This is a genomic window from Vibrio sp. MA40-2 (assembly GCF_047302445.1).
In the GTDB taxonomy this organism is placed as follows: Bacteria; Pseudomonadota; Gammaproteobacteria; order Enterobacterales; family Vibrionaceae; genus Vibrio.
Window position 1 is genome coordinate 1,166,341 of sequence record NZ_CP178627.1, and the last position, 25,652, is coordinate 1,191,992.

Sequence of the window (25,652 nt, forward strand, 5' to 3'; positions counted from 1 at the left end):
TAAGCGAGAGTAGATGTTAATTTCATTACAAGCTTTGTCGGTAAAGTTTGGAAATCATCTTATATTGAACCGTATTAACATGTCGGTTTGCCAAGGTGAAATAGTGACGATTGTTGGGCCAAATGGCTCAGGTAAATCCACGTTATTGAAAACATTGATTGGAGCTATTTCTCCTGTCAGTGGTCATATTCAGCGTCATAAAGATTTGAAGATAGGGTATGTCCCGCAACGTTTACATATTGATGAAACCTTGCCTATGACGGTATATCGTTTTTTAACGCTTCCTATCCGTCGTCCTAAAGACGTTATATTAAATGCATTAAAGCGAGCAGGTGTTCCTGCGGTCGAAAAGCAGCAGCTAATGTCGCTATCTGGAGGGCAACTTCAGCGTGTTTTGCTAGCTCGTGCCTTACTAGAAGAACCGTCGTTGTTGTTGTTAGACGAAGCCACTCAAGGTTTAGATCAGCGCGGAACGGCTGAGTTTTATCAGCAGATAGACGCTATTCGTAAAGAGACTGGATGTGCTGTCATTATGGTCAGCCATGACTTGCATGTGGTAATGCGTCGAACCGATAGGGTTATTTGTTTGAATGGTCAAATTTGTTGTGAAGGTGTGCCAGAGAAAGTGAGTAAGTCATCAGAATATAAAGCGTTATTTGGTATCGAAGATGATGTTTTAGGAATATATCACCACCATGCTTCTGTACCGAACAATGCTTCTGTACCGAACAATGCTTCTGTACCTAACAATGTTTTTGTACCTAACAATGTTTCTGTAGCAAGTAATGCTTCTGCAACCGTTAATAGCAAAGAGAGCGTTTTAGATGTTAGATGATTTTCTTTGGCGGGCTGCTTTGGCTGGCGTTGGAGTGACGTTGGCGGCAGCGCCTTTGGGATGCTTTATTGTGTGGCGTCGTATGGCGTATTTTGGCGATGCGACTGCTCATGCGTCAATGCTTGGTGTTGCATTATCTCTGTCTTTTTCGCTGCCCATTTTTCCTGGAGTGTTATTCATCACGCTATTAATGGCGCTTACCGTCGCGACGTTTAGTGGCCGAGGTTATGCGATGGACACATTATTAGGTGTAATGGCGCATTCTGCTTTAGCAATTGGTCTGGTTGCCGTCTCGTTCTTATCAGGAGTTCGCTTGGATCTTATGGCGTACTTATTTGGCGATATTCTAGCCGTTAGTAAGATGGATTTACTGGTTATTTGGACGGGTACGCTACTGGTTATTGGATTGATCATGCGTCGTTGGTCTGGATTGTTACTTACGACCTTAAATAAAGATTTAGCTTTAGCCAGTGGTTTCTCTCCAAAGAAAGAACAAATGATTCTTACTATTGCACTGGCGGTAGTCGTGGCGGTAGCAATAAAGGTTGTTGGCGTACTACTCATTGTTTCAATGCTTATTATTCCAGCGGCCACCGCTCGACCCTTTAGCCGCACACCCGAAATTATGGTGCTTCTTGCCGCAGTGATAGGCAGTAGTTCCAGTGTTATTGGTTTGCGAACTTCTTTTGTGTTCGACACACCGACAGGCCCAACAATGGTATGTATAGCCGCCGGATTGTTTGTTGTTTCAAGTATCGCATGGAGAGTGTTAGGCCGGACTAGGTAATAAATAATAGCAATTAACCTTTATGTAATCAGAGCGTGGTTTCTAATAAAAGTTATGCGTGTTGAATTGGACGTTTTGTTTTGACTAGGGAGCGATAGTATGGGATTAAATTTAACAGTTGAATCTAAACAGTATGCGTCAGGTGCGGAGGTGTCGATAGATTCTATACCTCAGTTTGTAGACTCTAATTTTCAGTTGCTAGATTCTAGTTCAATGGCGATAGATTCTAGTTCACTGGCTATAAAGGCTAAGCCTTTCGAGCAAAAGCATAGGGCAAAGTTTATCGGTATCAATCCAACTGTTTTAACCAGTATTTATCAAGCACAACATAATATTTCGGTATTGCAACGTACGTTGCCAACGGATATGACACGCACTATTCAACAGATGCTTGATAGCGGTAAGTCACTCGCTTTAGTCGAAACTGTTACGCCAGATAATACCGCCCAGTGGATAAGAGATAAGTTATCTGATTATGCTTGTGCAGCGTCACTAAGTGAGGATATTGCTCTCATAGTTGATATGTTCTGTTGTCTGTTCGATTTGCCAAAAGTAGGTTTGAGACTCACCATTCTAGACAGACCAATGTGCCCTAAATTTCATGTTGATCATGTGCCATGTCGTCTTGTGACAACGTATGCTGGCTCATCTACTCAATGGCTAGATAGTAACAATATCAATCGAAGCAAATTAGGCGCAGGAAGCCTTGGCCAGCCAGACCACCTATCTGGATTATTCGAAAATGAGCGTGCGGTAAACACCATGTCGCCAGGCGATGTTGCACTGTTAAAAGGCAGTGGTTGGGAAGGTAATGAAGATAATGGATTAGTGCATCGTTCACCTGAACTCGATTTAAATGAGCGACGATTGTTACTTACATTAGATATGGTGTAGTTCATATGAATGATATTGACGCAATTATTCAACATGTAGAAAAAAGTTGTAAAGCTGGTGGTAAACAGTTGACGTCAAAGCGTAAATTGGTTTTACAAGCATTGATACACGCCAATAAATCACTTTCCGCTTATGAGTTAGTCGAGTACTGCAAACAACATTTCAACCAGAATATTCAAGCAATGTCGGTGTATCGTATATTAGACTTTTTAGAGAGTGAGCACTTGGTTCACAAGCTTAAAGTGTCGAATAAATACATTGTTTGTTCTCATATTCTTTGCGAATACGACCATGGTACCGCGCAGTTTCTTATTTGTTCTAAATGCGACAAAATCAGCGAACAAATTATCGATCCTGAGATGATAACTGGTTTGCAATCCAATGCCAGAAAAGAAGGTTTTACTGTTATTAGTCCTCAATTAGAGATTAACTGTGTTTGTGACGACTGCGCTGAGTAGCGTTTGCGATCGTCATTGTGAAATAGTGTTTATTGTTTAGTTTTCCGTTAATTTAAGAGAAATAAGTATGTTAAGAACAAATCCTAATGGTGATTTTCCACAGGTATCAAAAGTGGCTTTAATTGGTTCCGCAGTCATGATTAGCCGGACATCGTTGTCGGCAAAATTATCGTAGGAGAACAATCAATGAATTCTGATAATCAACCTATTTTAGCGGTTCCAACTAACATCATTACTGGTTTTCTTGGGGTCGGTAAAACAACGGCTATTTTGAATTTGATGGCGAATAAACCAGACAATGAACGCTGGGCTGTATTGGTTAATGAATTTGGTGAAATAGGCGTTGATGGTAGCCTATTCCAAGGGCAAAAAAATGGCGACAAAACACTTTTTTTCCGAGAAGTTCCTGGCGGCTGTATGTGTTGCGCTGCTGGCTTGCCAATGCAAATTGCCATCAACCAACTGCTGTCTGAAGCAAAACCAGATCGACTTTTAATTGAACCTACTGGGCTTGGTCATCCGAAAGAAGTGCTGCAAGTGCTATCTACCGAATACTATCGTCAAGTGTTGTCATTGAAAAATAATATCACTTTGGTCGATGCTCGCAATTTATCGGATCCTCGTTATACCAATCACGAAACGTTCAATCAACAGATTGCTATTGCAGATACGGTAGTAGGGAATAAAACCGATCTGTACCAACAGGGTGATAGAGAAAAATTACAAAACTATGTTGCTGAAGTGGGGCGGTCCAATACTCGTGTGATTTTTGCACAACATGGTGTGATCCCGTTTTCTGAGTTTGAAGGCGATACTAGTATTCATGAGAACCCAGTCAATCACCACCACCATCATCATAACAAGCCATTAGCGTCAGAAGCACCAATGCCAGAAAGTGGCATGATTAAAGCGATTAACGAAGGTGAAGGGTTTAAAAGTGTAGGTTGGCGATTTTCGCCAGATAAGGTGTTTGATCGCCGTAAACTCATTACACTGTTAGTTGAGTTAAACGTTGAGCGCATGAAAGCAGTATTTATTACTGAACAAGGTGTGTTTGGTTACAATCTCACCGCTGATGGCTTAAAAGAAATAGAATTGGATGATTGTACTGAAAGTAGAATTGAACTGATTTCTGATACGCTAGATGAAACGTTTGAGCAGCGTTTAGTCAGCACTTGTATAACGGACCAACAGCAAGCATTTACAGTGTAAAGATAGTGGCTCAACCAACATTCTAATTCGGTTATGCACTCAATCACAGCAAGATCTAACTACCTTTAGATACAACCAGCATTGTTAACTTATGATTGCATAAATTCAAATTATGCAATCATAATCATCGTCAAACTTAAACTACGCAACTCAACAAACAACCTTCTTAACTCAACAAACAACCTTCCTAATTTAACGAACAAAGATGTTCTGAACCTTACAATGTCTTAATTTTTGTTTGCTTGTCTTTAATGATGAAATCTATTAATTCGTTATTAATCATTTGGTTACGTTTATTTCTGCTGTTGGCTTGTTTTTCGCACATAGAATAATGAATTGTTTTTTCAATTATCCTATGGAGGGACCCATTATGACAATTCGTCAATGTGCAATATATGGTAAAGGTGGTATTGGTAAATCAACAACTACACAAAACTTGGTAGCAGCACTTGCAGAAGCTGGAAAAAAAGTGATGATTATTGGTTGCGATCCTAAAGCGGATTCAACACGACTTATTCTTCACTCAAAAGCACAAAATACCATCATGGAGATGGCAGCAGAAGCAGGAACAGTGGAAGACATTGAACTAGAAGATGTGTTGAAAACGGGTTACGGCGATGTGCGTTGTGTTGAATCTGGTGGTCCAGAGCCAGGTGTTGGTTGTGCAGGTCGAGGTGTAATTACCGCTATTAACTTCTTGGAAGAAGAAGGTGCCTACGAAGAAGACCTAGATTTCGTATTTTACGATGTGTTAGGGGACGTAGTGTGTGGTGGTTTTGCGATGCCAATTCGTGAAAACAAAGCGCAAGAAATTTATATCGTGGTATCTGGCGAAATGATGGCAATGTATGCTGCAAACAACATTTCTAAAGGTATTTGTAAATACGCTGCAACAGGTACAGTTCGTCTTGCCGGTCTTATTTGTAATTCACGTAACACCGATCGTGAAGATGAGCTTATTGAAGCCCTAGCTGACAAAATTGGCACACAAATGATTCACTTTGTTCCACGTGACAATATTGTTCAACGTGCAGAAATTCGTCGAATGACTGTAATTGAATATGATCCTACGTGCAAACAAGCTGATGAATACCGTACGCTTGCTAAAAAAATCATTTCAAACGAGTTCTTTGTCGTTCCAAACCCAGTCACTATGGATGAGTTAGAAGAACTGTTAATGGAATTCGGCCTTATAGACGAAGAAGATGAATCAATCATTGGTAAAACAGCAGATGAAGTTGCTGCTTAATTTGTATTAAGCGGAATATTTTCACTGTCGTTTACCCAATTTTGGAGGCAGAAATGTCGATGAATAAAGAACAAGCACAAGCATTGATTGATGAAGTATTGGAAGTCTATCCCGAGGTCGCTCGAGAAGAACGTGTGAAACACGTGATCGTGAATGATCCAACCAATACCGATAGCAAATGCATTACTTCAAATCGCAAAACACTGCCTGGTGTCATGACCGTTCGTGGTTGTGCTTACGCAGGCTCAAAAGGTGTGGTTTGGGGACCAGTAAAAGATATGTTGCATATCTCACATGGGCCAGTTGGTTGTGGCCAATATTCCCGTGCTGGACGTCGTAACTACTACACTGGCACAACAGGTGTAGATAGCTTTGCTACATTAAATATCACTACCGATTTCCAAGAAAGAGATATTGTTTTTGGCGGAGATAAGAAACTATCAAATGCCATTGATGAACTTGAATCACTATTTCCACTAGCAAAAGGATTGAGTGTTCAATCTGAGTGTCCCGTTGGTCTTATCGGTGACGATATAGAAGCGGTTGCCAAAGAAAAAGGGGCAGAAATTGGTAAAACCATCGTCCCTGTTCGTTGTGAAGGTTTCCGTGGTGTATCTCAATCACTAGGACATCATATAGCCAATGACACATTACGTGACCATGTATTGAACAAGTCTTCGGAAAGAGAGTTTGAATCCACACCGTATGACGTCGCAATTATTGGTGACTACAACATTGGTGGTGATGCTTGGACATCTCGTATTATCCTAGAAGATATGGGATTACGTGTGGTTGCACAATGGTCGGGTGACGGTACATTACCTGAAATGGAAAACACACCCAAAGTGAAATTGAACCTTGTCCACTGCTATCGTTCAATGAACTATATCGTTCGTCATATGGAAGAAAAAAATGGTGTGCCTTGGATAGAATACAACCTATTTGGTCCAACTAAAATTGAAGAATCTATGCGTAAAATAGCCGAATTCTTTGATGACACTATTAAAGCACAAACTGAAAAAGTGATTGAGCGTTATCGTCAAGAATGGCAACAAGTGATTGATAAGTATCGTCCTCGCTTAGAAGGTAAAAAAGTCATGTTGTATGTTGGTGGGTTACGACCTCGTCACATACTTGGTGCTTATGAAGATTTAGGCATGGAATTGGTAGGGGCAGGATATGAATTTGCGCATAACGATGATTATGTAAAAACCATTCCTCAAATGAAAGATGCCACTCTACTCTTCGATGATGCAAGTGAATACGAAATCGAAGCGTTCGTTAAAAAATTACAGCCAGATCTTGTTGGTTCAGGGATCAAAGAAAAATATGTCTTCCAGAAAATGGGATTCCCATTTAGACAAATGCACAGCTGGGATTATTCAGGCCCGTATCATGGTGTTGATGGCTTCGCTATCTTTGCTCGAGATATGGATCTGACTATAAATAACCCATGCTGGACTAGCATGAAGGCACCTTGGGTAAAAGAATCGTCATCTGCAGACGAGGCACCATTAGCAGAAACAGCATAATTTACGATGGAAAGGATTTTCATCCGTTAATAACCGAACCGGAGTTCACAGATTAGTGGCGCGGTAGGAGAGTACTTATGAGTCAGAAAATTGACGATATCAAGACGGGTTATGATTTGTTTCAACAGCCGGAATATACGGAAATGTTGGCAAACAAACGCGCAACTTATGAAGACGCAGCTCATGAAGATGAGGTAAAAAAAGTCTTTGAATGGACAACGACGGAAGAGTATAAAAAACTCAACTTTGAACGAAAGCACATTACGATAGATCCAGCGAAAGCCTGCCAGCCTCTAGGGGCAGTCCTTTGCGCACTGGGTTTTGAAAAAACGTTACCTTATGTGCACGGTTCTCAAGGCTGTGTCGCTTATTTTAGGTCTTATTTTAACCGTCATTTCAAAGAGCCGATTGCGTGTGTTTCGGATTCTATGACAGAAGATGCAGCGGTATTTGGTGGGCAAAAAAATATGTTCTATGGCTTACAGAATGCGTATGCACTGTATAAGCCAGAAGTGATTGCTGTTTCAACGACCTGTATGGCGGAAGTTATAGGGGATGATTTAAACGCCTTTATCGCGAATGCAAAAGAAGATGACTATATTCCACAATCTGTTCATACACCATTTGCACACACACCCAGCTTTGTAGGCAGCCATGTAACTGGTTGGGATAATATGTTCGAAGGGATGTTGCGCTATTTTACAGCAAAAGATATGGATAATAAGCAGCTTGATAGCAATGGAAAACTGAATATTGTTCCAGGGTTTGAAACTTATCTTGGTAATTATAGAGTCATTCATCGCATGCTCAAAGAAATGGGTGTGAATTATAGCTTCTTATGCGACCCTTCTGAGGTGCTCGACACACCTGCCGATGGTGAATATCGAATGTATTCTGGTGGTACATCCATTGATGAAGTTAAAGATGCACCTAATGCAAAAGCGACCGTTTTATTGCAACCAGATCAGCTGACTAAAACAGCAAAATTTATCAAGGGCACATGGAAACAAGACGTTCCTCAATTGAATATTCCTATGGGACTTGAGTGGACCGATGATTTTCTAATGAAAATATCCGAATTATCGGGTCAACCTATTCCAGATTCTTTAACACTAGAACGTGGACGTCTTGTCGATATGATGACCGATTCTCATACATGGTTACATGGCGTGAGCATCTCTTTGTATGGTGACCCCGATTACTTGTTAGGGATGACCAAGTTCCTAATGGAATTAGGTTGTGAAATTAAACACGTACTCTGTAATAACGGTAACAAGCGTTGGCGCAAAAAAATGGAGGCACTACTTGCTGAGTCGCCTTATGGACAAACTTCGGAAGTTCATGTGGGGAAAGACCTTTGGCATTTACGTTCGCTGGTATTTACTGATAAGCCTGACTTACTCATAGGTAACTCTTACGGTAAATTTATTGAAAGAGATACAAAAGCCAAAGGCGAAGAATTTGAAGTGCCACTGGTTCGTATCGGGTTCCCAATTTTTGACCGCCACCACCTTCATCGTAGCAGTACATTAGGCTACGAAGGAGCGATGAGTATTTTGACCACATTAGTGAATGAAGTACTTGCGAAACTGGATCGTCAAACAAGCGTGATGGGTAAAACGGACTTTGGATTTGACCTTGTCCGCTAGTTTAGTGACTAAAAACTAATTAGGCACGACATATCAAATCGCGTATGAAGGCTAAGAAATCGCCGCATAAAAAGCGGTACAACGAGAGTATTAGCCTTCAGTTTTAGACGATTTTCAGGTAACTCAACAACGCTAAGGGAAACACTATGGCAAATATTATGATTCAATATAACGAAGAAGGTGCGCTTTCACTTTATTTACCAAAAAAAGATTTAGAAGAGCTTATTACTCACTTTGAATTTGATACTGAATCTCAGTGGGGAGGCGAAGTACACCTGGCAAACGGTGCCATTTATTACATAGAGCCCGCTACCGTAAAACCAACATTACCTATAACCGTAAGAGCAAAAAGGCTTAAAGCCGCCGCCTAAATGGAGATGACCGTATGGACACGCATATTTCTAATGAAGCCGCATTAAGGGTGGCATTAGCCTCTAAATTATTACCCTCGGTCGATGTTAAATCGTTGCTTGGGCTACTTATTCAACATCTGGGGGAGCCTCTCTCAGAACAAAAATTAACCGATTTATCACTTAAAACGTTCAAAGTGCTAGTGACATCTTTAGATAATTCTATTTCCAGAAAGCAAGTAACGGGTGCTCTGGCTGTTTTAACTAGCGACCAAGCTAACGTTTCAGATATACCAAAAGTTTTAGACTTGCCACCCATTTCAGGACCAAAACTTCGTGTAGCGGTAACCTCAAACCAAGGTGAATTATTAAATGGTCACTACGGTTCTTGTTTGCGTGTATTGGTCTATGAAGTGAATCAATACAGCCATCAATTGGTCGATGTCAGAGTTGTAAATAATGACCTGCATGGTGAAGCTCGTACCGATCATATGCTGACTTTATTGGCTGAATGCCAATTACTGTTTACCCTTTCAATAGGTGGCCCGGCAGCAGCAAGAGTGACAAGAGCAAATATTCATCCAGTGAAGAAGCCTGTTCCAACTTCATGTTCAGATATTCTAAGCGATTTGAATGAGGTGATTGCTCATAATCCACCACCATGGATGAAAAAAATGATGGACAAAGATAGCATCGATAGCGCTTTTATCCAGCAACAAGTCGTGACCGTTTAAGGAAAGCACTATGAACCAACCGACAACTAAGCGATTAGATGATAAAGACATCTTAGCCATAGCACATCAACTGGAATTGACGGATTTTATAACGACAGGTTCATTTGATGCGGTTGAAATGAACTACCCGTATGTAAAGTTCACTCAATGCTCAGAAGATGATCTCGCTGAACTAGAATCCTACCAATCTTTTCAGGGTTTTGATCTACATTTGGTTTCTTCGGGAGGAGCGGGGTGCAGCTTTATCACTCGTGAACTTGGTCAGTGTACAGGTATACTTATTGCGCTTCATGAAGATTGAAGCGCTCCATTTTATCTCATTAACTCTTTTTATTGGTTTGTTTCTTTTTATATTCTTGTAGATGCCATCATTATTCAATATGTCATTGCCACTAATTGATACTCGGTTATGTATTCAGTTTATTTCAGCAATCTTTCTAGATAATTCAGTCCCCAAAAATCCCTCATTGTCATAACAAACACGCTTGTCAGCTTTACGACAATGTTGCAATGACACACTCGTTTTTTAATCTTGATATTAAATTAATTATATAAAAAACAATAAGATAATAATTGGCTTTGTTATTGCAATTCTTATTACAAACATCGTTATGGATGTTAGGACACCAACCTTACTTATAAGGTAAACAAGACAATAGCAGAATCAGGAGATGTGATGAAACAGTCTGAAATAAGGTTACTTCAGGATGAACCAGCCTGCGAACATAATTCTGGTTCAAAAACAGGATGTAGCCGACCTACACCTGGAGCTACAGCTGGTGGTTGTACGTTTGATGGGGCACAAATCAGTTTGTTGCCTATTGCTGATGTTGGTCACATTGTGCATGGGCCAATTGGTTGCGCTGGCAACAGTTGGGACAACAGAGGCACTCGCGCGAGTGGGAAAAATTTATTTCGACTTGGTTTTACCACCGACCTGAATGAACAAGATGTGATTATGGGACGAGCGGAAAAACGTTTATTACATTCAATCAAACAATTAATTGAAACGCACAATCCACCTGCTGTTTTTGTGTATATGACTTGTGTTCCTGCCTTGGAAGGAAACGATGTGGATGCCATTTGTGCATTGGCACAAGAACGCTGGAACATTCCTGTTATCAATGTTGACGCAGCGGGGTTTTACGGCAATAAAAACCTCGGTAATAGAATTGCTGGCGAAGTAATGGTAGAAAAAGTCATTGGTACCGCAACACCTCCACCGAAGCCGGTTATGGCACATGATGCAACGCGGCGAGTGCACGATATCGTGCTTATTGGTGAATACAATATCGCTGGTGAGTTTTGGCATGTTTCTCCTCTGTTTGAAGAGCTTGGTCTGCGAGTACTATGCTGTATGGCAGGCGATACGCAGTTTCACCAAATTCAAACCATGCATCACGCCGATGCTGCTATGGTGGTCTGTTCAAGAGCACAAATTAATGTGGCACGTAAACTGAACGACAAGTGGCAAATACCTTGGTTTGAAGGCAGCTTTTATGGCATTGAAGACACGTCCACATCACTTCGAGAATTTGCTCGTTTGCTGAACGACCCAAAATTAACAGAGCATGTTGAACACGTTATTGCTCGTGAAGAAGCGAGAGTCCGACTGGAACTCAAACCATATCGTGATGTACTGCAAGGTAAAAAAGCCTTACTTTATACCGGTGGTGTAAAGTCATGGTCGGTGGTTTCTGCGCTTAATGAAGTAGGGGTTGAAGTGGTTGCAACTGGAACTAAAAAATCGACCCAAGCAGACAAAGATAAAATCATAGACATTATGGGCGAGGATGCATTAATGCTAGATGAAGGAGGAGCTCGCAACTTACTGGATGTTTATTATCAGTACAATGCTGATGTCATGATCGCAGGTGGTCGCAATATGTATACCGCCTTGAAAGCAAAGCTACCATTTTTAGATATTAATCAGGAACGAGAACATGCTTATGCAGGGTATGAAGGAATGATAACCCTCGCAAAAGAGTTGTGTCGAACGATGCAAAGTCCGGTTTGGAATTATGTACGCGGCCAAGCACCTTGGCATGTAGAAACTGAATCGATTTCTTGTCAGGACGTTGAACGAGTCAGTTTTATGGATTTATCTACAGAAAAAGTAGGAGATACTCATGACTAAGATAATTAAAGCAAATTCACCGTTGTCGACTCAACCTCTCAAAACCAGTCAAGCAACGGGTGCGACATTGGCGAGCTTAGGGTTTCAAAATACCATCCCTTTACTACATGGTTCTCAAGGGTGTGGAGCATTCTCTAAGGTTTATTTAATTCAGCATCTTAGAGAGCCAATTCCGTTGCAAAATACGGCAATTGATCAAATTTCTGCGGTAATGGGAGGAGACGAAAACCTGTACGAAGCGTTACGTTTACTATGTGAAAAAGATCAGCCTGATTTGATTACCGTAATGACGACGGGACTAACAGAGATGCAAGGATGCGATACTTTTCGAATCATTATGAATTTTCGCAAAGATTTCCCCAAATATAACCGCACACGCATTGTTAATATGAGTACGCCCGACTTTTTAGGTTCTATGCAGTCAGGCTTTGCTCTGACTGTCGATAGCATTATTCGTCAACTAGTAAAACCGAAGACTTCGATAGTCAGGCAGCGTAAACAAGTCAATGTGCTTTGCTCGGTTGCGATGACCAGCAGCGATATCGATACTTTAAAACGTTATTTAGATGCCTTTGACATCGATGCGATTTTTGCGCCCGATTTGTCTCTGTCACTAGATGGTCACCTTGATGCAAATGATTATTCTACTTCGAGTACTGGCGGAACGTCAGTACTCGAAGTAGAAATGATGGCCAACAGTGTGGCAACCATTGTATTTGGTGAATCTTTACTTTCTACCGCAAAATGGCTAGAGAAAAGATTTGATATTCCGTGGTTTTATTCCGAACTGGGAATGGGGATCACCAGTATGGATGAATTGGTCATGTACTTAAGTCAACTGACCAATAAATCCGTGCCTGAATGGATGAACCGAGCCAGAAAACGACTACAAGATGCGATGCTTGATACGCATTTTTTATTAACTAATGCCAGTATCGGACTTGGACTAGAGCCTGATTTAGCGATTGGTTATCTTAATTTACTCAACAGTGTTGGAGCGAATATCGTCAATGTGGTGACTACAGTTGACTCAGCAAAATTAGCTGAAATAGCAAATCAAACCGATGTGAAGCGAGTTGTTATTGGTGACCTTTCTATGCTGACCATTGAACCTGAACCACTTTCATTGGTGGTGAGTAACACCCATGCCGCCCATATATGTGAGCCAGATATTCCAGTATTAAGAGCAGGTTATCCTTGTCATGATCAATTTGGCAATATGGATGTGGGTCAGTTTGGTTACGAAGGGAGCCGTGAACGTTTATTTGCGTTAGCGAACTTGTTATTGCGCAATCATGTAAATGAAGTATCACCGCATCTCAGTGTTTATCGTTTTGAGCCGTCGGAGACAAGACCAGAGGTGAAAATATGATAGCCAGTGAAAGAAAGCTCCACATTGAGTCATTTCCTACTCCTACTAGCCCATTACATAAAGTGGCATTTGCGACTGGAGATAGGCAGCACGTTGATCAGCATTTTGGTACAGCAAAAAGTTTTCTCATCTATGGCGTTAACCGCGACCGTTGGCAGATTCAAGAAGCCATAGAGTACCCTGTTCATCAAGATAACGTGCATGACAAGTTATCGGCACGAATAGAGGACCTGAGTGAATGTATAGCGGTGTACTGTATCGCCTGCGGTGCTGCTGCAATACGGAAATTATTAGAGCACGAGGTGCATCCCGTCAAGGTGATAGAGTCTGCAGAGATCAAGGACTTATTGCATGAACTTCAACAAGAGTTGCAAGGTGAACCTACGGGTTGGTTAGGCCGTGCTGTTAAAGAGATCGAACAGAATAAACAAGGCGTTAGAAAAGATCGGCTAGCAGAATTAATGGATGAAGATTGGTAACTAAAAGGAATGATGATGAGCAATATAATGGGATATACACGCGGAGGAACCCCTTGGGAACCTCAATTCATAAATGAACTGAAAGAGCAAAACTGTATAGGTTGTGGCCGTTGTTACAAAGTATGTTCACGTGATGTTTTTGATCTCAAAGAGCGAGAAAGTCTAGACGATGATGATGATGATGATGATTTTTACGATGATGACGTCATGATGGTCATGTCAATTGAAGATGCGTCAGATTGTATCGGCTGTGGATCTTGCGCAAAAGTGTGCCCTAAAAACTGCCACAGTTTTGCACCTGCAGCTATGCCTGCTTAATGGTGGTTGGTTATAGGACTGAGCAGTTCGATGTCCATAATAATACCTATGTTCATAATAATACCTATGTTCATAATAATACAAAGCAGACACAGTGATTGTCTGCTTTGTTACAAACGAACAGGCGGTTTGTTACAAAGATACAAAACATGTCGTAGATCACAAAATTGCATTTTACCTCTTTTTCTACAATTCAAAACAAAAACAACAAGATAACAAACAATTTGATTATGGTGTGATGATTGCAACGATCATGGTAACAAGGCTATTAGCACGATATATCAAAAATACAGACTGGAAGTAGGCAAGGAGCGCTTATGTGGGATTATTCAGAAAAAGTAAAAGAACATTTTTTCCAACCTAGAAATGCAAAGCAGGTCTCAGACGCTAATGCACAGGGCGACGTTGGATCGTTAAGTTGTGGTGATGCGCTCAGTTTAAGCCTTAAAGTAGACCCAGAGACTGACACAATACAAGATGCGGGTTTTCAAACCTTTGGTTGTGGTAGTGCTATTGCTTCTTCTTCGGCACTGACAGAAATGATTATTGGTAAAACTTTGGACCAAGCATTGGCGCTCACTAACGCCGATATTGCTGACTACTTGGATGGACTGCCGCCCGAAAAAATGCACTGTTCGGTAATGGGGATGGAAGCACTTCACGCAGCGGTCTCTAATTACCGTGGTGAGGAGCTGGAAGGTGACCACGAAGAAGGTGAGTTGATTTGTAAGTGTTTTGCTATCGATGATTTGATGATTAAACGTGTGGTTGCAGCCAATAACCTTTCCACTCTAGAAGAGGTGGTCAATTATACCAAAGCAGGAGGGGCATGTACTTCTTGCCATGAAAAAATTGAATGGGTGCTGGATGAGTGTTTAGCCGAAACGGCAAGTAATGAAACTGCCTATACGTCGGACGTTGAGATACTGCCTGTTGACTCTACCACTGGCCCAACGGCTAGTGAAACTGCGTCACAAACTGGCTCAGTTAAAAGCCAATTAACGGTGTTGAAACGCATCAAAATTGTTGAAAGTGTTCTAGATGAAGTTCGTCCCGGAATAATTGCCGATGGTGGGAATATAGAGTTAATTGATATTGAAGATGACCTTGTCTTTGTGTCTATGTCTGGTAGCTGTACGTCGTGTAGCTTGTCGGGTTTAACAATTAATACTATAGAGACTAAATTGTCTCAACAGCTTGGAACACACATTACGGTTTTTCCGGTGCAAAAACATCAACACAAAAAGGAGGCCACTCATGACGCATAATCATTCGACTGAATCAGCACTCTTATCTTCTGTGCCTATGAGTGAAACTACAGACATAACCAGAACGTCAGCAAAAACGGTCTATTTAGATAATAACGCTACAACAAAAATTGACCCCAAAGTATTGGCGGAAATGATGCCTTATTTGGATGAATTCTATGGCAATCCATCTTCAATTCATGAGCTCGGTGCGAAAGTAGGCCGAGCCATGGAATGCGCAAGGGAGCAAGTTCAATCGTTAGTTGGGGCGGAGTTTAGTTCAGAAATCATATTTACCTCCTCTGCAACAGAAGCAACGACCACTGCGATATTGTCAGCGATTGAAGCACAACCTGACAAAAAAGAGATCATCACATCGGTGGTTGAACATCCGGCTACTTTGCAACGATGTGAAAATTTAGAACGTAAAGGCTATCGAGTGCACTGGATTGGCGTAGATAAGAAGGGGCGTTTTGATCTGGAATCTTATCGTGCTGCGCTAAGTGATCAAACGGCTATCGTTTCTGTTATGTGGGCGAATAATGAAACGGGGACTCTTTTCCCCATCGAAGAAATAGCGAGCGCAGCGAAAGAATATGGTGCGCAATGTCATGTTGATGCTGTTCAAGTGATGGGTAAACACCCTATCGATATCAAATCAACCCAAGTGGATATGTTGTCATTATCTGGACATAAGTTTCACGCGCCAAAAGGCATTGGAGCACTTTATCTAAGACGCGGAACCCGATTCCGTCCACTACTTAGAGGAGGGCATCAAGAGAGAGGACGCCGCGCGGGTACTGAAAATGCAGCTTCAATCATCGGTTTAGGTAAGGCCTGTGAATTAGCTGAGCGTTCTTTGATTGAGAATAATCATCGAATCGCCATGATGAGAGATAGATTGGAGCAAGGTATATTAGCCAGAATCCCCAATACTTTTGTCACAGGTAACCCAACTCAACGCGTGGTCAATACCTCTAATATTGCCATTGAGTATATTGAAGGAGAGGCGTTATTGCTGATGATGAATCAACTTGGTATTGCGGCGTCGTCTGGTTCGGCCTGTACGTCTGGTTCATTAGAACCTTCACATGTGATGAAAGCAATGGATATTCCATTTACAGCTGCCCATGGCACATTGCGCTTTTCTCTATCCCGGTTTAATTGTGATGAAGATGTCGATCATGTGTTAGCTCATTTGCCTAATATTGTAGCGCGTTTGAGAGCGCTTTCACCGTATTGGGATAACAAAACAAATAGCGGTATAGAGCAAGGTTTTGCTCCAGTTTACGCTTAATTGTTAGTGCTTGGGTTCTTACCTGAGATGTGAGGGAATATGAAAAACGACACCGTAAAACTGGATACATGCATTGGTAGAGATACTAGCGTTAATTACGTTATCGTGAATGACACTACCTTAAGAGATGGAGAGCAGAGCCCTGGCGTGGCCTTTACCACAGAAGAAAAAGTAGCAATAGCCAAGCAACTTGAAAGCGTAGGTGTACCTGAATTGGAAGTCGGTATTCCCGCTATGGGGCAAGCAGAGCAGGAAACGATTCGTGCTATCACATCATCATTAACGGTAGCGAAGACCATGGGTTGGTGCAGAATGAGCGATGCTGATATCGCCAGTGCGCGTAATTTAGGCTTGGACTGGTTGGATATTTCTATCCCGATTTCTAATCAACAGATCAAACATAAATTGGGGCTAAATTATAAGGAATTGTTTTGCAAAGTAGAGCGATACATTAGTCAAGCGTTGGACTTGGGTATGGATATTTGCGTTGGAATGGAGGATGCATCGAGAGCGGATATTAACGTGGTTTTATCGCTTGCTGAGCGAGCAGAACGACTCGGCGTGAAACGATTACGATTCGCCGATACACTTGGCATTTTATCTCCCGAAACGACTAAGAACCAGATTAGTGCTATTCGACGTAACACAAGCCTTGAGTTGGAAATGCATGCTCACAATGACCTTGGTCTCGCCACTGCCAATACACTGGCTGCCATTGGGGCCGGAGCAAATTCGATTAATACCACGGTAAATGGGTTGGGAGAACGTGCAGGCAACGCGCCGCTTGAAGAAGTTGCCGTCGCTCTTACGGTGTTAAAACAAGGCGAAACAGGTATTGCGCTCAATCAATTACCGAGTTTGTGCAAAAATGTTATGTCGGCTTCTGGTCGTTTTGCATGGCGTCATAAAGCCATTGTTGGCGAATCGGTTTTTATGCATGAGTCAGGAATTCACGTAGATGGGATGCTTAAAAATATTCATAATTACCAAGGGTTTGCACCTGAATTGTTAGGTGAAAAACACAAGTTTGTACTGGGTAAGCATTCTGGACAAAAAGCAATTGGTTCTATTTATAAACAACTTGGCATCGAATTAACATTGCATCAATGCGAAGCTTTGCGTGATTCTTTGCGGCGTTGGGCAGAGGTGAATAAATGCTTACCAACGGCTTCAGATTTAGCGTCTTTGCTGAGTTAGCACTTAGTAAAAGTTAGCTAGCTTAGGTTATAAAGAAGGACAAAGTATGAACAATACTACCAGTGAAACATTCAGTTCATTGGAGAGCGCGGAAGATTTTCTCGACTATTTCGACATTCCATATGAACCCGAATTAGTGCAACGTAAGCGCATCCAATTATTGCGACTATTTCAACACGTATTAAATACGTATCCCACACCATGGCAGAACAAAGACTATACCAAGGCACTTAATATAGCTTACTGCCAAATACAGAGTGGTAATGAACTCGCCTTTTCAACATCCGGTTGTGAAAGTTGCAGTGATTGCGATGACTAAGGAAGCAAAACATGGACGTATTTAACGCAAGATTTAAAACCGGTGAACAAATAAGAGTGGTTAGAAATATCCGCAATGATGGTAGCTTTGCCAATAAAAATAAAGGTGAATTATTAGTGAAGCAAGGTTTGGTGGGCGAGGTTCGAGGATCGGGATATTTTTTACAAAATCAAGTGATTTACCAAGTGTACTTCCCTGCTCTGAACACTGTAGTCGGTTTGAGAGATTCTGAAGTGATTGACGCAGAATTAGAATGGATCCCTTGTTTATTTCGATCACTGGATAAAGCAAGGTTAACTCTTTCTCTTAAAATGAAGCAAAGCATTATTGCTATGAAAGGCGACATAGTAGAGGTGCAGCGTGTTTATCGTAACCTAGAAAATGGCCAACTTGACTACGAAATAGCGGTTGCAGGCCATTTAGTTAAAGTTAATGCCCGAGTGTTAATGGCACTGAATACCTGCACGGTTTAAATATTAGGAGAAACTCATAGATGAGCAACTAAGGCGTTACTTAATGGTGAAAATAGCCACCGATAAGTTCGAAATGAACCCAGATTATTTATCAGAAGATCAACAAGGTATTGTTGATAAAAAAGTAAAGCAACTTGCTCATATTAACAACAGCATATTGCGTACAGCGGAAGCACAACAAGTTCAAGTTAGCGCTTCAGAGCTATTAGATGCGTATCAACAATGCCAGAAGCAGTTTGAATCTGAACAGGCATTTTATGCCACATTAAAACAACAAGGACTGACAGTTGAAGGGTTTAAGGTGGCATTACGCCAGGAACTGCATTGTGACAAGGTGATGGAGTATGTGGCTAAAGATGTTCCCGAACTAGATAAGTCTAGAGCACTCGAATATTACAGTCAGCATAAAACAGAGTTTTCACGAGATAAAACATGGAAGTTGAGTCAAATATTAATCACCATTAATGATCAATTTCCAGATAACACTCGAGCGAAAGCACTAGCGCGTATTACGCGTATTCAAGCAGAAGCACAACAAACACCGTTTTCAACATTGGCATTGTCTCATTCAGAATGCCCAAGTGCCTTACATGAAGGGCTTCTTGGCTGGTGTGAAGAAGGCAAATTGTATCCAGAAATAGCAGAGGCTATTCATTCGTTACCTATTGGGCAAATTAGCTCACCGATAGAAACAGAAATTGGATTTCATTTACTGCTTTGCCACGAAGTCAAACCTGCGCAAGTTGCAACATTTGAGGAGGTGTGGCCATTTCTTCAGAAGAAACATACTGCTCGAGCCAAACAATATTTACAACGTCAGTGGCTTAATAATCGACTTGCCCACAGTTGATATTTACTTAAACCAATTTTGTTTTCGGTGGATTAGCCATCTCAGAGACAGAAAAAGTACTTGCTAAATAACAAAGGACAGGAGGTCCGATATGAAAAAAATGATGGTAAAACTATGTTCATGGATGTGGCTCGGGTTGACTCTATGTACCGTGTCAGCAACGGTAAATGCAAAAGACGTTACCATTGCAGTGGCAAATAATTTTCTTGGACCAATGAAAGCGTTAGTAGTGGATTTTGGTAGCATATCAAATCATAACGTGTCATTAAGTACTGGCTCAACCGGACAGTTATATGCACAAATTGTAAATGGCGCTCCGTTCGATCTTTTTTTTGCGGCTGACACAGTAAGGCCTCACCAGTTGGCGAAAAAAGGCTTAGCAAGCAATGAGTTTGTTTATGCCCAGGGCCAACTTGTGCTGTGGTCGCCAACGCCATCTTATATTAACGGAGTAAAACAAACTCTTCTAAAGCCGTCTGTTAAATATATTGCGTTACCTAATCCTGATTTGGCGCCGTACGGTTTTGCGGCAATGCAGGTTATGGAACAAGAAGGCATTCTGAATGTGACGAAAAGTAAGCTGATCATCGCAAAAGGATTGAATATGGCCTTTCAATTTGCCGATTCTGGAAATGCTAATGTGGCCTTTCTTGCTAAATCACAGATATATAAAAATGGCCAATATATCGATGGTTCGTATGTTGAGATTGACAAAAATTTATATGACCCAATTAAACAAGGGGCAGTATTACTTAAGCACGGAAAGGAGAATACGGCCGCTATTGAATTACTCGCTTACTTGCAAAGTGATCGCGCCAAATTGATTATGGAGCAGTATGGTTATCTATAATACCGTTTGCTTAAAACGATATAAAAACCGAGGTTAATTCAATGACTGACGTTGATATGATTGTTGTTCTTACTACACTGAAACTGGCCTTTGTGGTGACTTTTTGGTTAATGGCCATTGCCATCCCTATTGCATGGTGGTTGTCACACAGCAGGTTTAAATATCGCAATGTCATTGCCGCTCTTTGTTCTCTACCTATGGTGTTGCCTCCCACAGTATTGGGTTTTTACTTATTAGTATTATTAGGTCCAAATAGTGCTTTTGGACGGGGACTAGAAAGTATTGGTATTGGTCAGTTGCCGTTCTCTTTTGCAGGTATTGCAATTGCTTGTATCGTTCATTCACTGCCGTTTGTTATACAACCTTTGCAGAACGCGTTTGACTCTATCGGCAAGCAACCGATAGAGGCGGCTGCGACGTTACGAGCATCGCCTTGGGATACATTTTATTCTGTGACGTTGCCCTTGGCATGGCCGGGGATTTTTGGTGCGGCCATTATGGGGTTTTGTCACACTCTAGGTGAGTTTGGTGTCGTGTTGATGATTGGGGGCAATATACCGGGTAAAACACGGGTGATCTCGGTGGAAATCTACAATCATGTAGAAGCATTAGAATATGGTAAAGCGCATCTGTTGGCCGGAGCTATGGTGCTATTTTCGTTTATATCGTTACTGCTGATGTACTGGTTGAATAGTCAGCATCAATTAAGAGTGAGTGAATCTAATCATGTCCGTTAGCGCTTCTTCCTTGCAGGTTAAAGCTCAATTTGAGATTCGTTATCACGCTTTTCATCTAGACGTGGACATTACCTTGCCGGCAAAAGGTATCACGGTGCTTTTTGGTCGTTCTGGTTCAGGTAAAACCACCTGTTTACGTGCTATGGCTGGGCTTGAACGGGTCGAAAACGGCTATTTTTCAGTAGGTGAACAGGTTTGGCAAGACCAAAATTTTGTACCGACATACCAACGTGATATTGGATATATTTTCCAAGATGCTCGACTGTTTAGTCATTTATCGGTTCGACAAAACTTAGAGTTTGGTTGGAAACGTATTGCGGAAAATGCGCGTAAAGTGGAATTGAATACTATTGCTCGTTTACTCGGGATTGAGCACTTATTAGAGAGGCGAACAGAACGGCTGTCGGGAGGAGAAAAACAGCGTGTCTCTATTGCGCGAGCGCTATTAACCTCGCCTAAACTGCTGTTGATGGACGAGCCCTTATCGGCTCTTGATAATCAAATTAAAGCAGATATTTTACCGTATCTTGATAAATTACATAGTGAATTGAATATTCCAATTGTTTATGTCACTCATTCTGTACAAGAGATGGCAAGATTAGCCGACCACATCGTACTGTTTGATCATGGTCAGATTGTCGATTCAAATGACGCCGCACAAGTGTTATCCAACCCTAGCTACCAAACCTTATTTGGTACAGAACTAGGTTGTATCTTTGATACCAAGATAACCTCCTATTTAGCTGATGATATGACGATGCTTTCATCAGGTGGCATTGGTTTTACTGTACCTGAGATATTTGGGCAATTGGGTATGCCATGTCGTTGCAGAATATTGGCGAGTGATGTGAGTGTGTGTACAGAAAAACCCAGCAAGAGTTCAATATTGAATATTATACCAACGGTGATCGTTGAAATGAAACCCGCCGATAATAACAGCGAAGTTATTCTTGTTCTCGGTTTAGACAATGGATCCCATTTGTTGTCACTAATTACTAAACGCTCTAAAGCACAACTTCAGCTGGTGGTAGGTATGGCCATTTGGGCACAAATAAAAGCAGTTAATATTCTGCATTGTTAGTCATCTTTGCACGCTTGATTCCAATACGTTTAATGTATTGAGGTAGGTTGATAATCAGTGATGAGGTTTGCCAGTTAACGGAATATCTCATCAATATGAAATATTCCGTGCCATTCAAATACTACTGTTCGACAATTCCGGTTAAGCTGCCTTTTGGGTTCACTGGCAGCATATACTCGTCAATAATAGCTTCTTCGATGGGACAAATACTGCTGCATTGCGGTGATTCATAGTGATCTGCACATCCAGTGCAGCGTTTAGGATGAATAACAAATAGGTTCTCTGCATTGGGGTTTTGATAAATTGCGTTGCTCGGGCAAACAGTGTGACAGGCGTGGCATCCTGTACACTTATCCGTAATGGCATATTTCATGGTCATCTCCTGTAGAATTTTGCATCATATGCTGAGTCTTTTTAAGGCGAAGAGAAATTTCTTCTAGCGCCCGTTGCTTGCTAACAAAAGCAAAATCAATATTGGGTGTGACCCCTGCTTTTTCTAACTCTCTCCATGGACCAATACCAATACGTGAACATAGCAGTTCATCGCAATCTGAAATAGTTTCAAGTACTAGACTTTTATACGATTCGTTTTCTGCACACTGCTCTGAACCTGTGCAGTATTTTGAAGCAACACGGGTCTCAATGTGGAAATAAGTGTCATAACTATCGTTGTATTGGTAGATTTCGAACTGCTCGGCATAGCCAAAATGAGTCTGAATAAGATCATCTACCTGATTTAACTTGGTGGCAATCGCTACCTTATAAGCCTTAACATTCTCTGATGTGCTGTTAGTACTTGAGTCATTTTTAACGCCACAGCCTGTTGTAATTTTATCTGATTCTATTGTGGGTTCGTCTGATAATGTACCAACTGCATCTGCTCGACACTGCTTGCAATGGGTCATTTGTGCCATATTGATACCTGACAACGCACGGGCCTGATCCATTTCCGCATCGGTTGGTCCTCTTTGATTATTGAGGCCAAAATACGTACCGTGTTCAGGCTCTGAAATCAGAGGCATGATGTTGTGTAACATGGCACCTAAGCTGGTGACTTTTTCTGAAACAGCCTGAACATGATGATCGTTTATTCCTGGGATAAGAACAGTGTTGACCTTTACAAGCATGCTCGCTTTCGCTGCCGCTTTGAGTCCTTCTAGTTGGCGTTCTATTAGAATTTTCGATGCTTCCCGGCCTTTTATCCGCCGGTGATCAAAAAAGATCCATGGGTAGATTTTCTCTCCGACAGTGTCGTCAATACAGTTGATGGTAATAGTAAGGTGGTTGACTCCGACTTCCACTAATTGGTCTACATAATCGACTAACTGTAAGCCATTAGTGGAAATGCACAGTTGTACATCCGGATCGTGTTTACGAATAAGCCTCAACGCCGCGAAAGTGGTTTTAGGGTTAGCTAAAGCATCACCAGGACCTGCAATGCCGACCACGGATAAATTAGGGACTCTTTTCTTAATAGCGTTAAATTGTCGTAAGGCACCGTTTGGATCAATGATGTTAGAAACCACTCCGGGGCGAGACTCATTACTACAATCGTATTTTCTATTACAGTAGTTGCACTGAATATTACAAGCAGGGGCAACCGGAAGATGCATACGAGCATACTGGTGCGCATTTTTCGAATAACAGGGATGTTGCTCTATTTTCTGTTGAATTTCTTTACGGAAAAAGTGGCTAACCTTGCTTATGTCGTGATTTGATTGTTGTTTTTCCTGATAACTCTTTTCCATTGGAAACCTCTTCCATAAGGGGGATATTGTTATATCTGCAAGTGACGTGCCGAGGTTTACAATTGGCTTGTTGGAATTATGTATATAAAAAACAGTAATTTAAATTCTCTGTTTTAAAAAAGAAATTAGCTATTGTCGGTAAGCTGACAATGGCTAATTTCTTTTGTCGTTTAATGTTTATATAACATTGGCAGTTATATTTGCTTCATTTCAATATTCATAATTTGAATACGATAAGCAATTTGTCGTGGTGTCATATTGAGTAATCTTGCGGCTTTTGCTTTCACCCACCCTGATTGTTCTAATGCATCGATAACAGCTTGTCTTTCATCCACGGCAATTTTTTCTTGGTGGCGATGTGGTGAGGTACTGTGTGGCGATATGCTTGGTGGCGATGTATGGTTATGTAATGCAGTTGGTCGAACTGATTCAGTTTTCCGTTGGGTACTTAAACTGTTTGACGTTGCTGAATATGATTTATTATCGTCGACAGAAAATTGAGGGAAAATTAACGTATCACTAGTGATTACACCTGATTCGCTAAGAATAGCAGCACGTTCCAAAGTGTTTTCCAACTCGCGAACATTGCCAGGCCATGAATAATCCATCAACATTCTAATTGCCCCTTCGGACATGGATAATTTTCGTTGTTGCTTTTTGCTTAAGTTTTTAAGCATGTGCTGAGCAAGTTCTGGTATATCTTCAACGCGTTGTTTTAATGTAGGTAAATACATAGGCATTACATTGAGTCGGTAATAGAGATCTTCGCGGAAATTTTCATCTCTAACTTCCACCTCTAAATTTCGATTGGTTGCTGCGATAATTCGAACATCCACCGAGATGGTGTCGCTTCCTCCCACGCGTTCAAACTCCTGTTCTTGCAGTACGCGCAGTAGTTTTGCTTGAAAAGCAGGGCTGGTTTCTCCAATTTCATCTAAAAATATCGTCCCCTTATGTGCTAACTCAAAGCGTCCTTTACGCTGTTTAATGGCACCAGTAAATGCCCCTTTTTCATGACCGAATAATTCAGATTCAAGTAAATTGTCCGGCAGAGCGGCGCAGTTCAGTTTGACGAACGAATTATTCGCACGAGGAGAGTTATAATGAATCGCGTTAGCAATCACTTCTTTACCCGTTCCTGATTCACCTCTAAGTAGCACTGTTGAATCCCATTTAGAGACTAAACGTATTTGTTCAAAAATTTTCCGCATGGGTTTTGTGTGGCCGACTAAATTATCAAAACTATAATCATTACGCACTTTTCGGCGTAAGCCATCTCGTTCATTGACCAGTTGGTTTTTTTCTACGTTAACTTGATAAGCAAGCTGGACGTGTTTGGTAATTAGATTGGCGATCATTTCTAAAAAACGGCTTAGTAATGTGATTTCCTCATCGTTATTATTTTGTGGTTGAGCAGAAAGTGCGCCAATGGTGGTATTTTTAGTGGTGTCTTTTAAAGGCACGCATATAAAAGGTTTGTCGTAATCATATAGTGCTAATTTGTCTGCGAAACGCATATCATCACCTAAATTTCTGATCACAATAGACGAACCTTGGTTCAGCATCTCACCAATAATACCTTCACCTGCTTTATAGCTGATTTGCTTCTCAAAAGATGGGCTTTCAGAAAATGGAGAATGGAAGGATTTAACGAGCATGATATCGCGTTTTTCGTCTCTAATCGCCAGCAAACCACAAAGTAAATTGCATTCTTCGTGCAGTATTTTTAATACCTGATTGGAAGAATCACTATAATCTAAGCTAGCATTCAATTGAATACTAATGTTATACATTGCGGCGAGCAACTTGCGTTCTAAATCTGCGATTGAATAGTCCATATTCATAGT

The 25,652-nt window shown here is 41.3% G+C and carries 27 protein-coding genes; 24 read left to right on the forward strand and 3 right to left on the reverse strand.

Going from position 1 to position 25,652, the window contains the following annotated elements:
• Positions 1 to 13: 13 nt before the first annotated feature.
• From ACLKML_RS05135 to modC, 24 genes are all read left to right on the forward strand, one after another.
• Positions 14 to 835: an ATP-binding cassette domain-containing protein gene (locus ACLKML_RS05135; RefSeq protein ID WP_413282648.1), complete on the forward strand. Its 822-nt coding sequence runs from the start codon at positions 14 to 16 to the stop codon at positions 833 to 835.
• Entirely contained in the window at positions 825 to 1,622 is a 798-nt protein-coding gene (locus tag ACLKML_RS05140; protein WP_317718189.1) for a metal ABC transporter permease, read from the forward strand. The genes ACLKML_RS05135 and ACLKML_RS05140 overlap by 11 nt, the downstream gene beginning before the upstream one ends.
• A gap of 99 nt (positions 1,623 to 1,721) precedes the next feature.
• Positions 1,722 to 2,516, forward strand: a complete 795-nt coding sequence (locus ACLKML_RS05145) for a DUF1826 domain-containing protein (protein ID WP_413282649.1) — start codon at positions 1,722 to 1,724, stop codon at positions 2,514 to 2,516.
• A gap of 5 nt (positions 2,517 to 2,521) precedes the next feature.
• Positions 2,522 to 2,974 (forward strand): Fur family transcriptional regulator, encoded by a 453-nt coding sequence (locus ACLKML_RS05150; protein WP_413282650.1) that lies wholly within the window; start codon positions 2,522 to 2,524, stop codon positions 2,972 to 2,974.
• Positions 2,975 to 3,160: 186 nt separating this feature from the next.
• Entirely contained in the window at positions 3,161 to 4,186 is a 1,026-nt protein-coding gene (locus ACLKML_RS05155) for a CobW family GTP-binding protein (RefSeq protein ID WP_413282651.1), read from the forward strand.
• A 370-nt stretch (positions 4,187 to 4,556) separates the two neighbouring features.
• On the forward strand, positions 4,557 to 5,435 hold the full coding sequence (gene nifH, locus ACLKML_RS05160; RefSeq protein ID WP_413282652.1) for a nitrogenase iron protein: 879 nt from the start codon (positions 4,557 to 4,559) through the stop codon (positions 5,433 to 5,435).
• Between the two features lie 53 nt (positions 5,436 to 5,488).
• Complete coding sequence (gene nifD / locus ACLKML_RS05165; protein ID WP_413282653.1) at positions 5,489 to 6,967, forward strand: nitrogenase molybdenum-iron protein alpha chain; 1,479 nt, start codon at positions 5,489 to 5,491, stop codon at positions 6,965 to 6,967.
• A 77-nt stretch (positions 6,968 to 7,044) separates the two neighbouring features.
• Positions 7,045 to 8,616: a nitrogenase molybdenum-iron protein subunit beta gene (gene nifK, locus ACLKML_RS05170; protein ID WP_413282654.1), complete on the forward strand. Its 1,572-nt coding sequence runs from the start codon at positions 7,045 to 7,047 to the stop codon at positions 8,614 to 8,616.
• 146 nt (positions 8,617 to 8,762) lie between these two features.
• On the forward strand, positions 8,763 to 8,987 hold the full coding sequence (nifT, locus tag ACLKML_RS05175; protein ID WP_413282655.1) for a putative nitrogen fixation protein NifT: 225 nt from the start codon (positions 8,763 to 8,765) through the stop codon (positions 8,985 to 8,987).
• Positions 8,988 to 9,001: 14 nt separating this feature from the next.
• Positions 9,002 to 9,700: a dinitrogenase iron-molybdenum cofactor N-terminal domain-containing protein gene (locus ACLKML_RS05180; RefSeq protein WP_413282656.1), complete on the forward strand. Its 699-nt coding sequence runs from the start codon at positions 9,002 to 9,004 to the stop codon at positions 9,698 to 9,700.
• A gap of 10 nt (positions 9,701 to 9,710) precedes the next feature.
• Positions 9,711 to 10,001 (forward strand): hypothetical protein, encoded by a 291-nt coding sequence (locus ACLKML_RS05185; RefSeq protein ID WP_413282657.1) that lies wholly within the window; start codon positions 9,711 to 9,713, stop codon positions 9,999 to 10,001.
• A 375-nt stretch (positions 10,002 to 10,376) separates the two neighbouring features.
• Positions 10,377 to 11,837 carry a nitrogenase iron-molybdenum cofactor biosynthesis protein NifE gene (gene nifE, locus ACLKML_RS05190; protein ID WP_413282658.1) on the forward strand — a complete coding sequence of 487 codons (1,461 nt, stop codon included), beginning with the start codon at positions 10,377 to 10,379 and terminating at the stop codon, positions 11,835 to 11,837.
• Positions 11,830 to 13,209 (forward strand): nitrogenase iron-molybdenum cofactor biosynthesis protein NifN, encoded by a 1,380-nt coding sequence (gene nifN / locus ACLKML_RS05195; RefSeq protein WP_413282659.1) that lies wholly within the window; start codon positions 11,830 to 11,832, stop codon positions 13,207 to 13,209. Before nifE ends, nifN begins: the two co-directional genes overlap by 8 nt.
• On the forward strand, positions 13,206 to 13,688 hold the full coding sequence (locus tag ACLKML_RS05200; RefSeq protein ID WP_413282660.1) for a NifB/NifX family molybdenum-iron cluster-binding protein: 483 nt from the start codon (positions 13,206 to 13,208) through the stop codon (positions 13,686 to 13,688). Before nifN ends, ACLKML_RS05200 begins: the two co-directional genes overlap by 4 nt.
• 27 nt (positions 13,689 to 13,715) lie before the next feature.
• Positions 13,716 to 14,006 carry a ferredoxin III, nif-specific gene (gene fdxB / locus ACLKML_RS05205; RefSeq protein ID WP_413282661.1) on the forward strand — a complete coding sequence of 97 codons (291 nt, stop codon included), beginning with the start codon at positions 13,716 to 13,718 and terminating at the stop codon, positions 14,004 to 14,006.
• Positions 14,007 to 14,323: 317 nt separating this feature from the next.
• On the forward strand, positions 14,324 to 15,274 hold the full coding sequence (gene nifU / locus ACLKML_RS05210) for a Fe-S cluster assembly protein NifU (protein WP_413282662.1): 951 nt from the start codon (positions 14,324 to 14,326) through the stop codon (positions 15,272 to 15,274).
• Positions 15,264 to 16,550, forward strand: coding sequence for a cysteine desulfurase NifS (gene nifS, locus ACLKML_RS05215; protein WP_413282663.1), 1,287 nt, complete (start codon positions 15,264 to 15,266; stop codon positions 16,548 to 16,550). The genes nifU and nifS overlap by 11 nt, the downstream gene beginning before the upstream one ends.
• A 39-nt stretch (positions 16,551 to 16,589) precedes the next feature.
• The gene (nifV, locus tag ACLKML_RS05220; RefSeq protein WP_413282664.1) at positions 16,590 to 17,747 is read left to right on the forward strand and encodes a homocitrate synthase; all 1,158 of its coding nucleotides are present in this window, start codon (positions 16,590 to 16,592) and stop codon (positions 17,745 to 17,747) included.
• A gap of 46 nt (positions 17,748 to 17,793) precedes the next feature.
• Positions 17,794 to 18,066: a nitrogenase-stabilizing/protective protein NifW gene (locus ACLKML_RS05225; RefSeq protein ID WP_413282665.1), complete on the forward strand. Its 273-nt coding sequence runs from the start codon at positions 17,794 to 17,796 to the stop codon at positions 18,064 to 18,066.
• Between the two features lie 11 nt (positions 18,067 to 18,077).
• Positions 18,078 to 18,539, forward strand: coding sequence for a nitrogen fixation protein NifZ (locus ACLKML_RS05230; RefSeq protein WP_413282666.1), 462 nt, complete (start codon positions 18,078 to 18,080; stop codon positions 18,537 to 18,539).
• 43 nt (positions 18,540 to 18,582) lie between these two features.
• Positions 18,583 to 19,389: a nitrogen fixation protein NifM gene (gene nifM / locus ACLKML_RS05235; RefSeq protein ID WP_413282667.1), complete on the forward strand. Its 807-nt coding sequence runs from the start codon at positions 18,583 to 18,585 to the stop codon at positions 19,387 to 19,389.
• A 91-nt stretch (positions 19,390 to 19,480) separates the two neighbouring features.
• Positions 19,481 to 20,239 carry a molybdate ABC transporter substrate-binding protein gene (gene modA, locus ACLKML_RS05240; protein ID WP_413282668.1) on the forward strand — a complete coding sequence of 253 codons (759 nt, stop codon included), beginning with the start codon at positions 19,481 to 19,483 and terminating at the stop codon, positions 20,237 to 20,239.
• Positions 20,240 to 20,280: 41 nt separating this feature from the next.
• A complete protein-coding gene (gene modB, locus ACLKML_RS05245; RefSeq protein WP_413282669.1) occupies positions 20,281 to 20,976 on the forward strand; it encodes a molybdate ABC transporter permease subunit in 696 nt (231 codons plus the stop codon).
• The gene (gene modC / locus ACLKML_RS05250) at positions 20,966 to 22,057 is read left to right on the forward strand and encodes a molybdenum ABC transporter ATP-binding protein (protein WP_413282670.1); all 1,092 of its coding nucleotides are present in this window, start codon (positions 20,966 to 20,968) and stop codon (positions 22,055 to 22,057) included. Before modB ends, modC begins: the two co-directional genes overlap by 11 nt.
• 121 nt (positions 22,058 to 22,178) lie before the next feature.
• Here the strand turns inward: modC and ACLKML_RS05255 are convergent, their stop codons facing one another.
• The 3 genes from ACLKML_RS05255 to nifA all read right to left on the reverse strand — a co-directional run bounded on the left by ACLKML_RS05255 (position 22,179) and on the right by nifA (position 25,649).
• Positions 22,179 to 22,430: a 4Fe-4S binding protein gene (locus ACLKML_RS05255; RefSeq protein WP_413282671.1), complete on the reverse strand. Its 252-nt coding sequence runs from the start codon at positions 22,428 to 22,430 to the stop codon at positions 22,179 to 22,181.
• Entirely contained in the window at positions 22,408 to 23,805 is a 1,398-nt protein-coding gene (nifB, locus tag ACLKML_RS05260) for a nitrogenase cofactor biosynthesis protein NifB (RefSeq protein WP_413282672.1), read from the reverse strand. The genes ACLKML_RS05255 and nifB overlap by 23 nt, the downstream gene beginning before the upstream one ends.
• 194 nt (positions 23,806 to 23,999) lie before the next feature.
• On the reverse strand, positions 24,000 to 25,649 hold the full coding sequence (gene nifA, locus ACLKML_RS05265; protein ID WP_413282673.1) for a nif-specific transcriptional activator NifA: 1,650 nt from the start codon (positions 25,647 to 25,649) through the stop codon (positions 24,000 to 24,002).
• Positions 25,650 to 25,652: the final 3 nt, after the last annotated feature.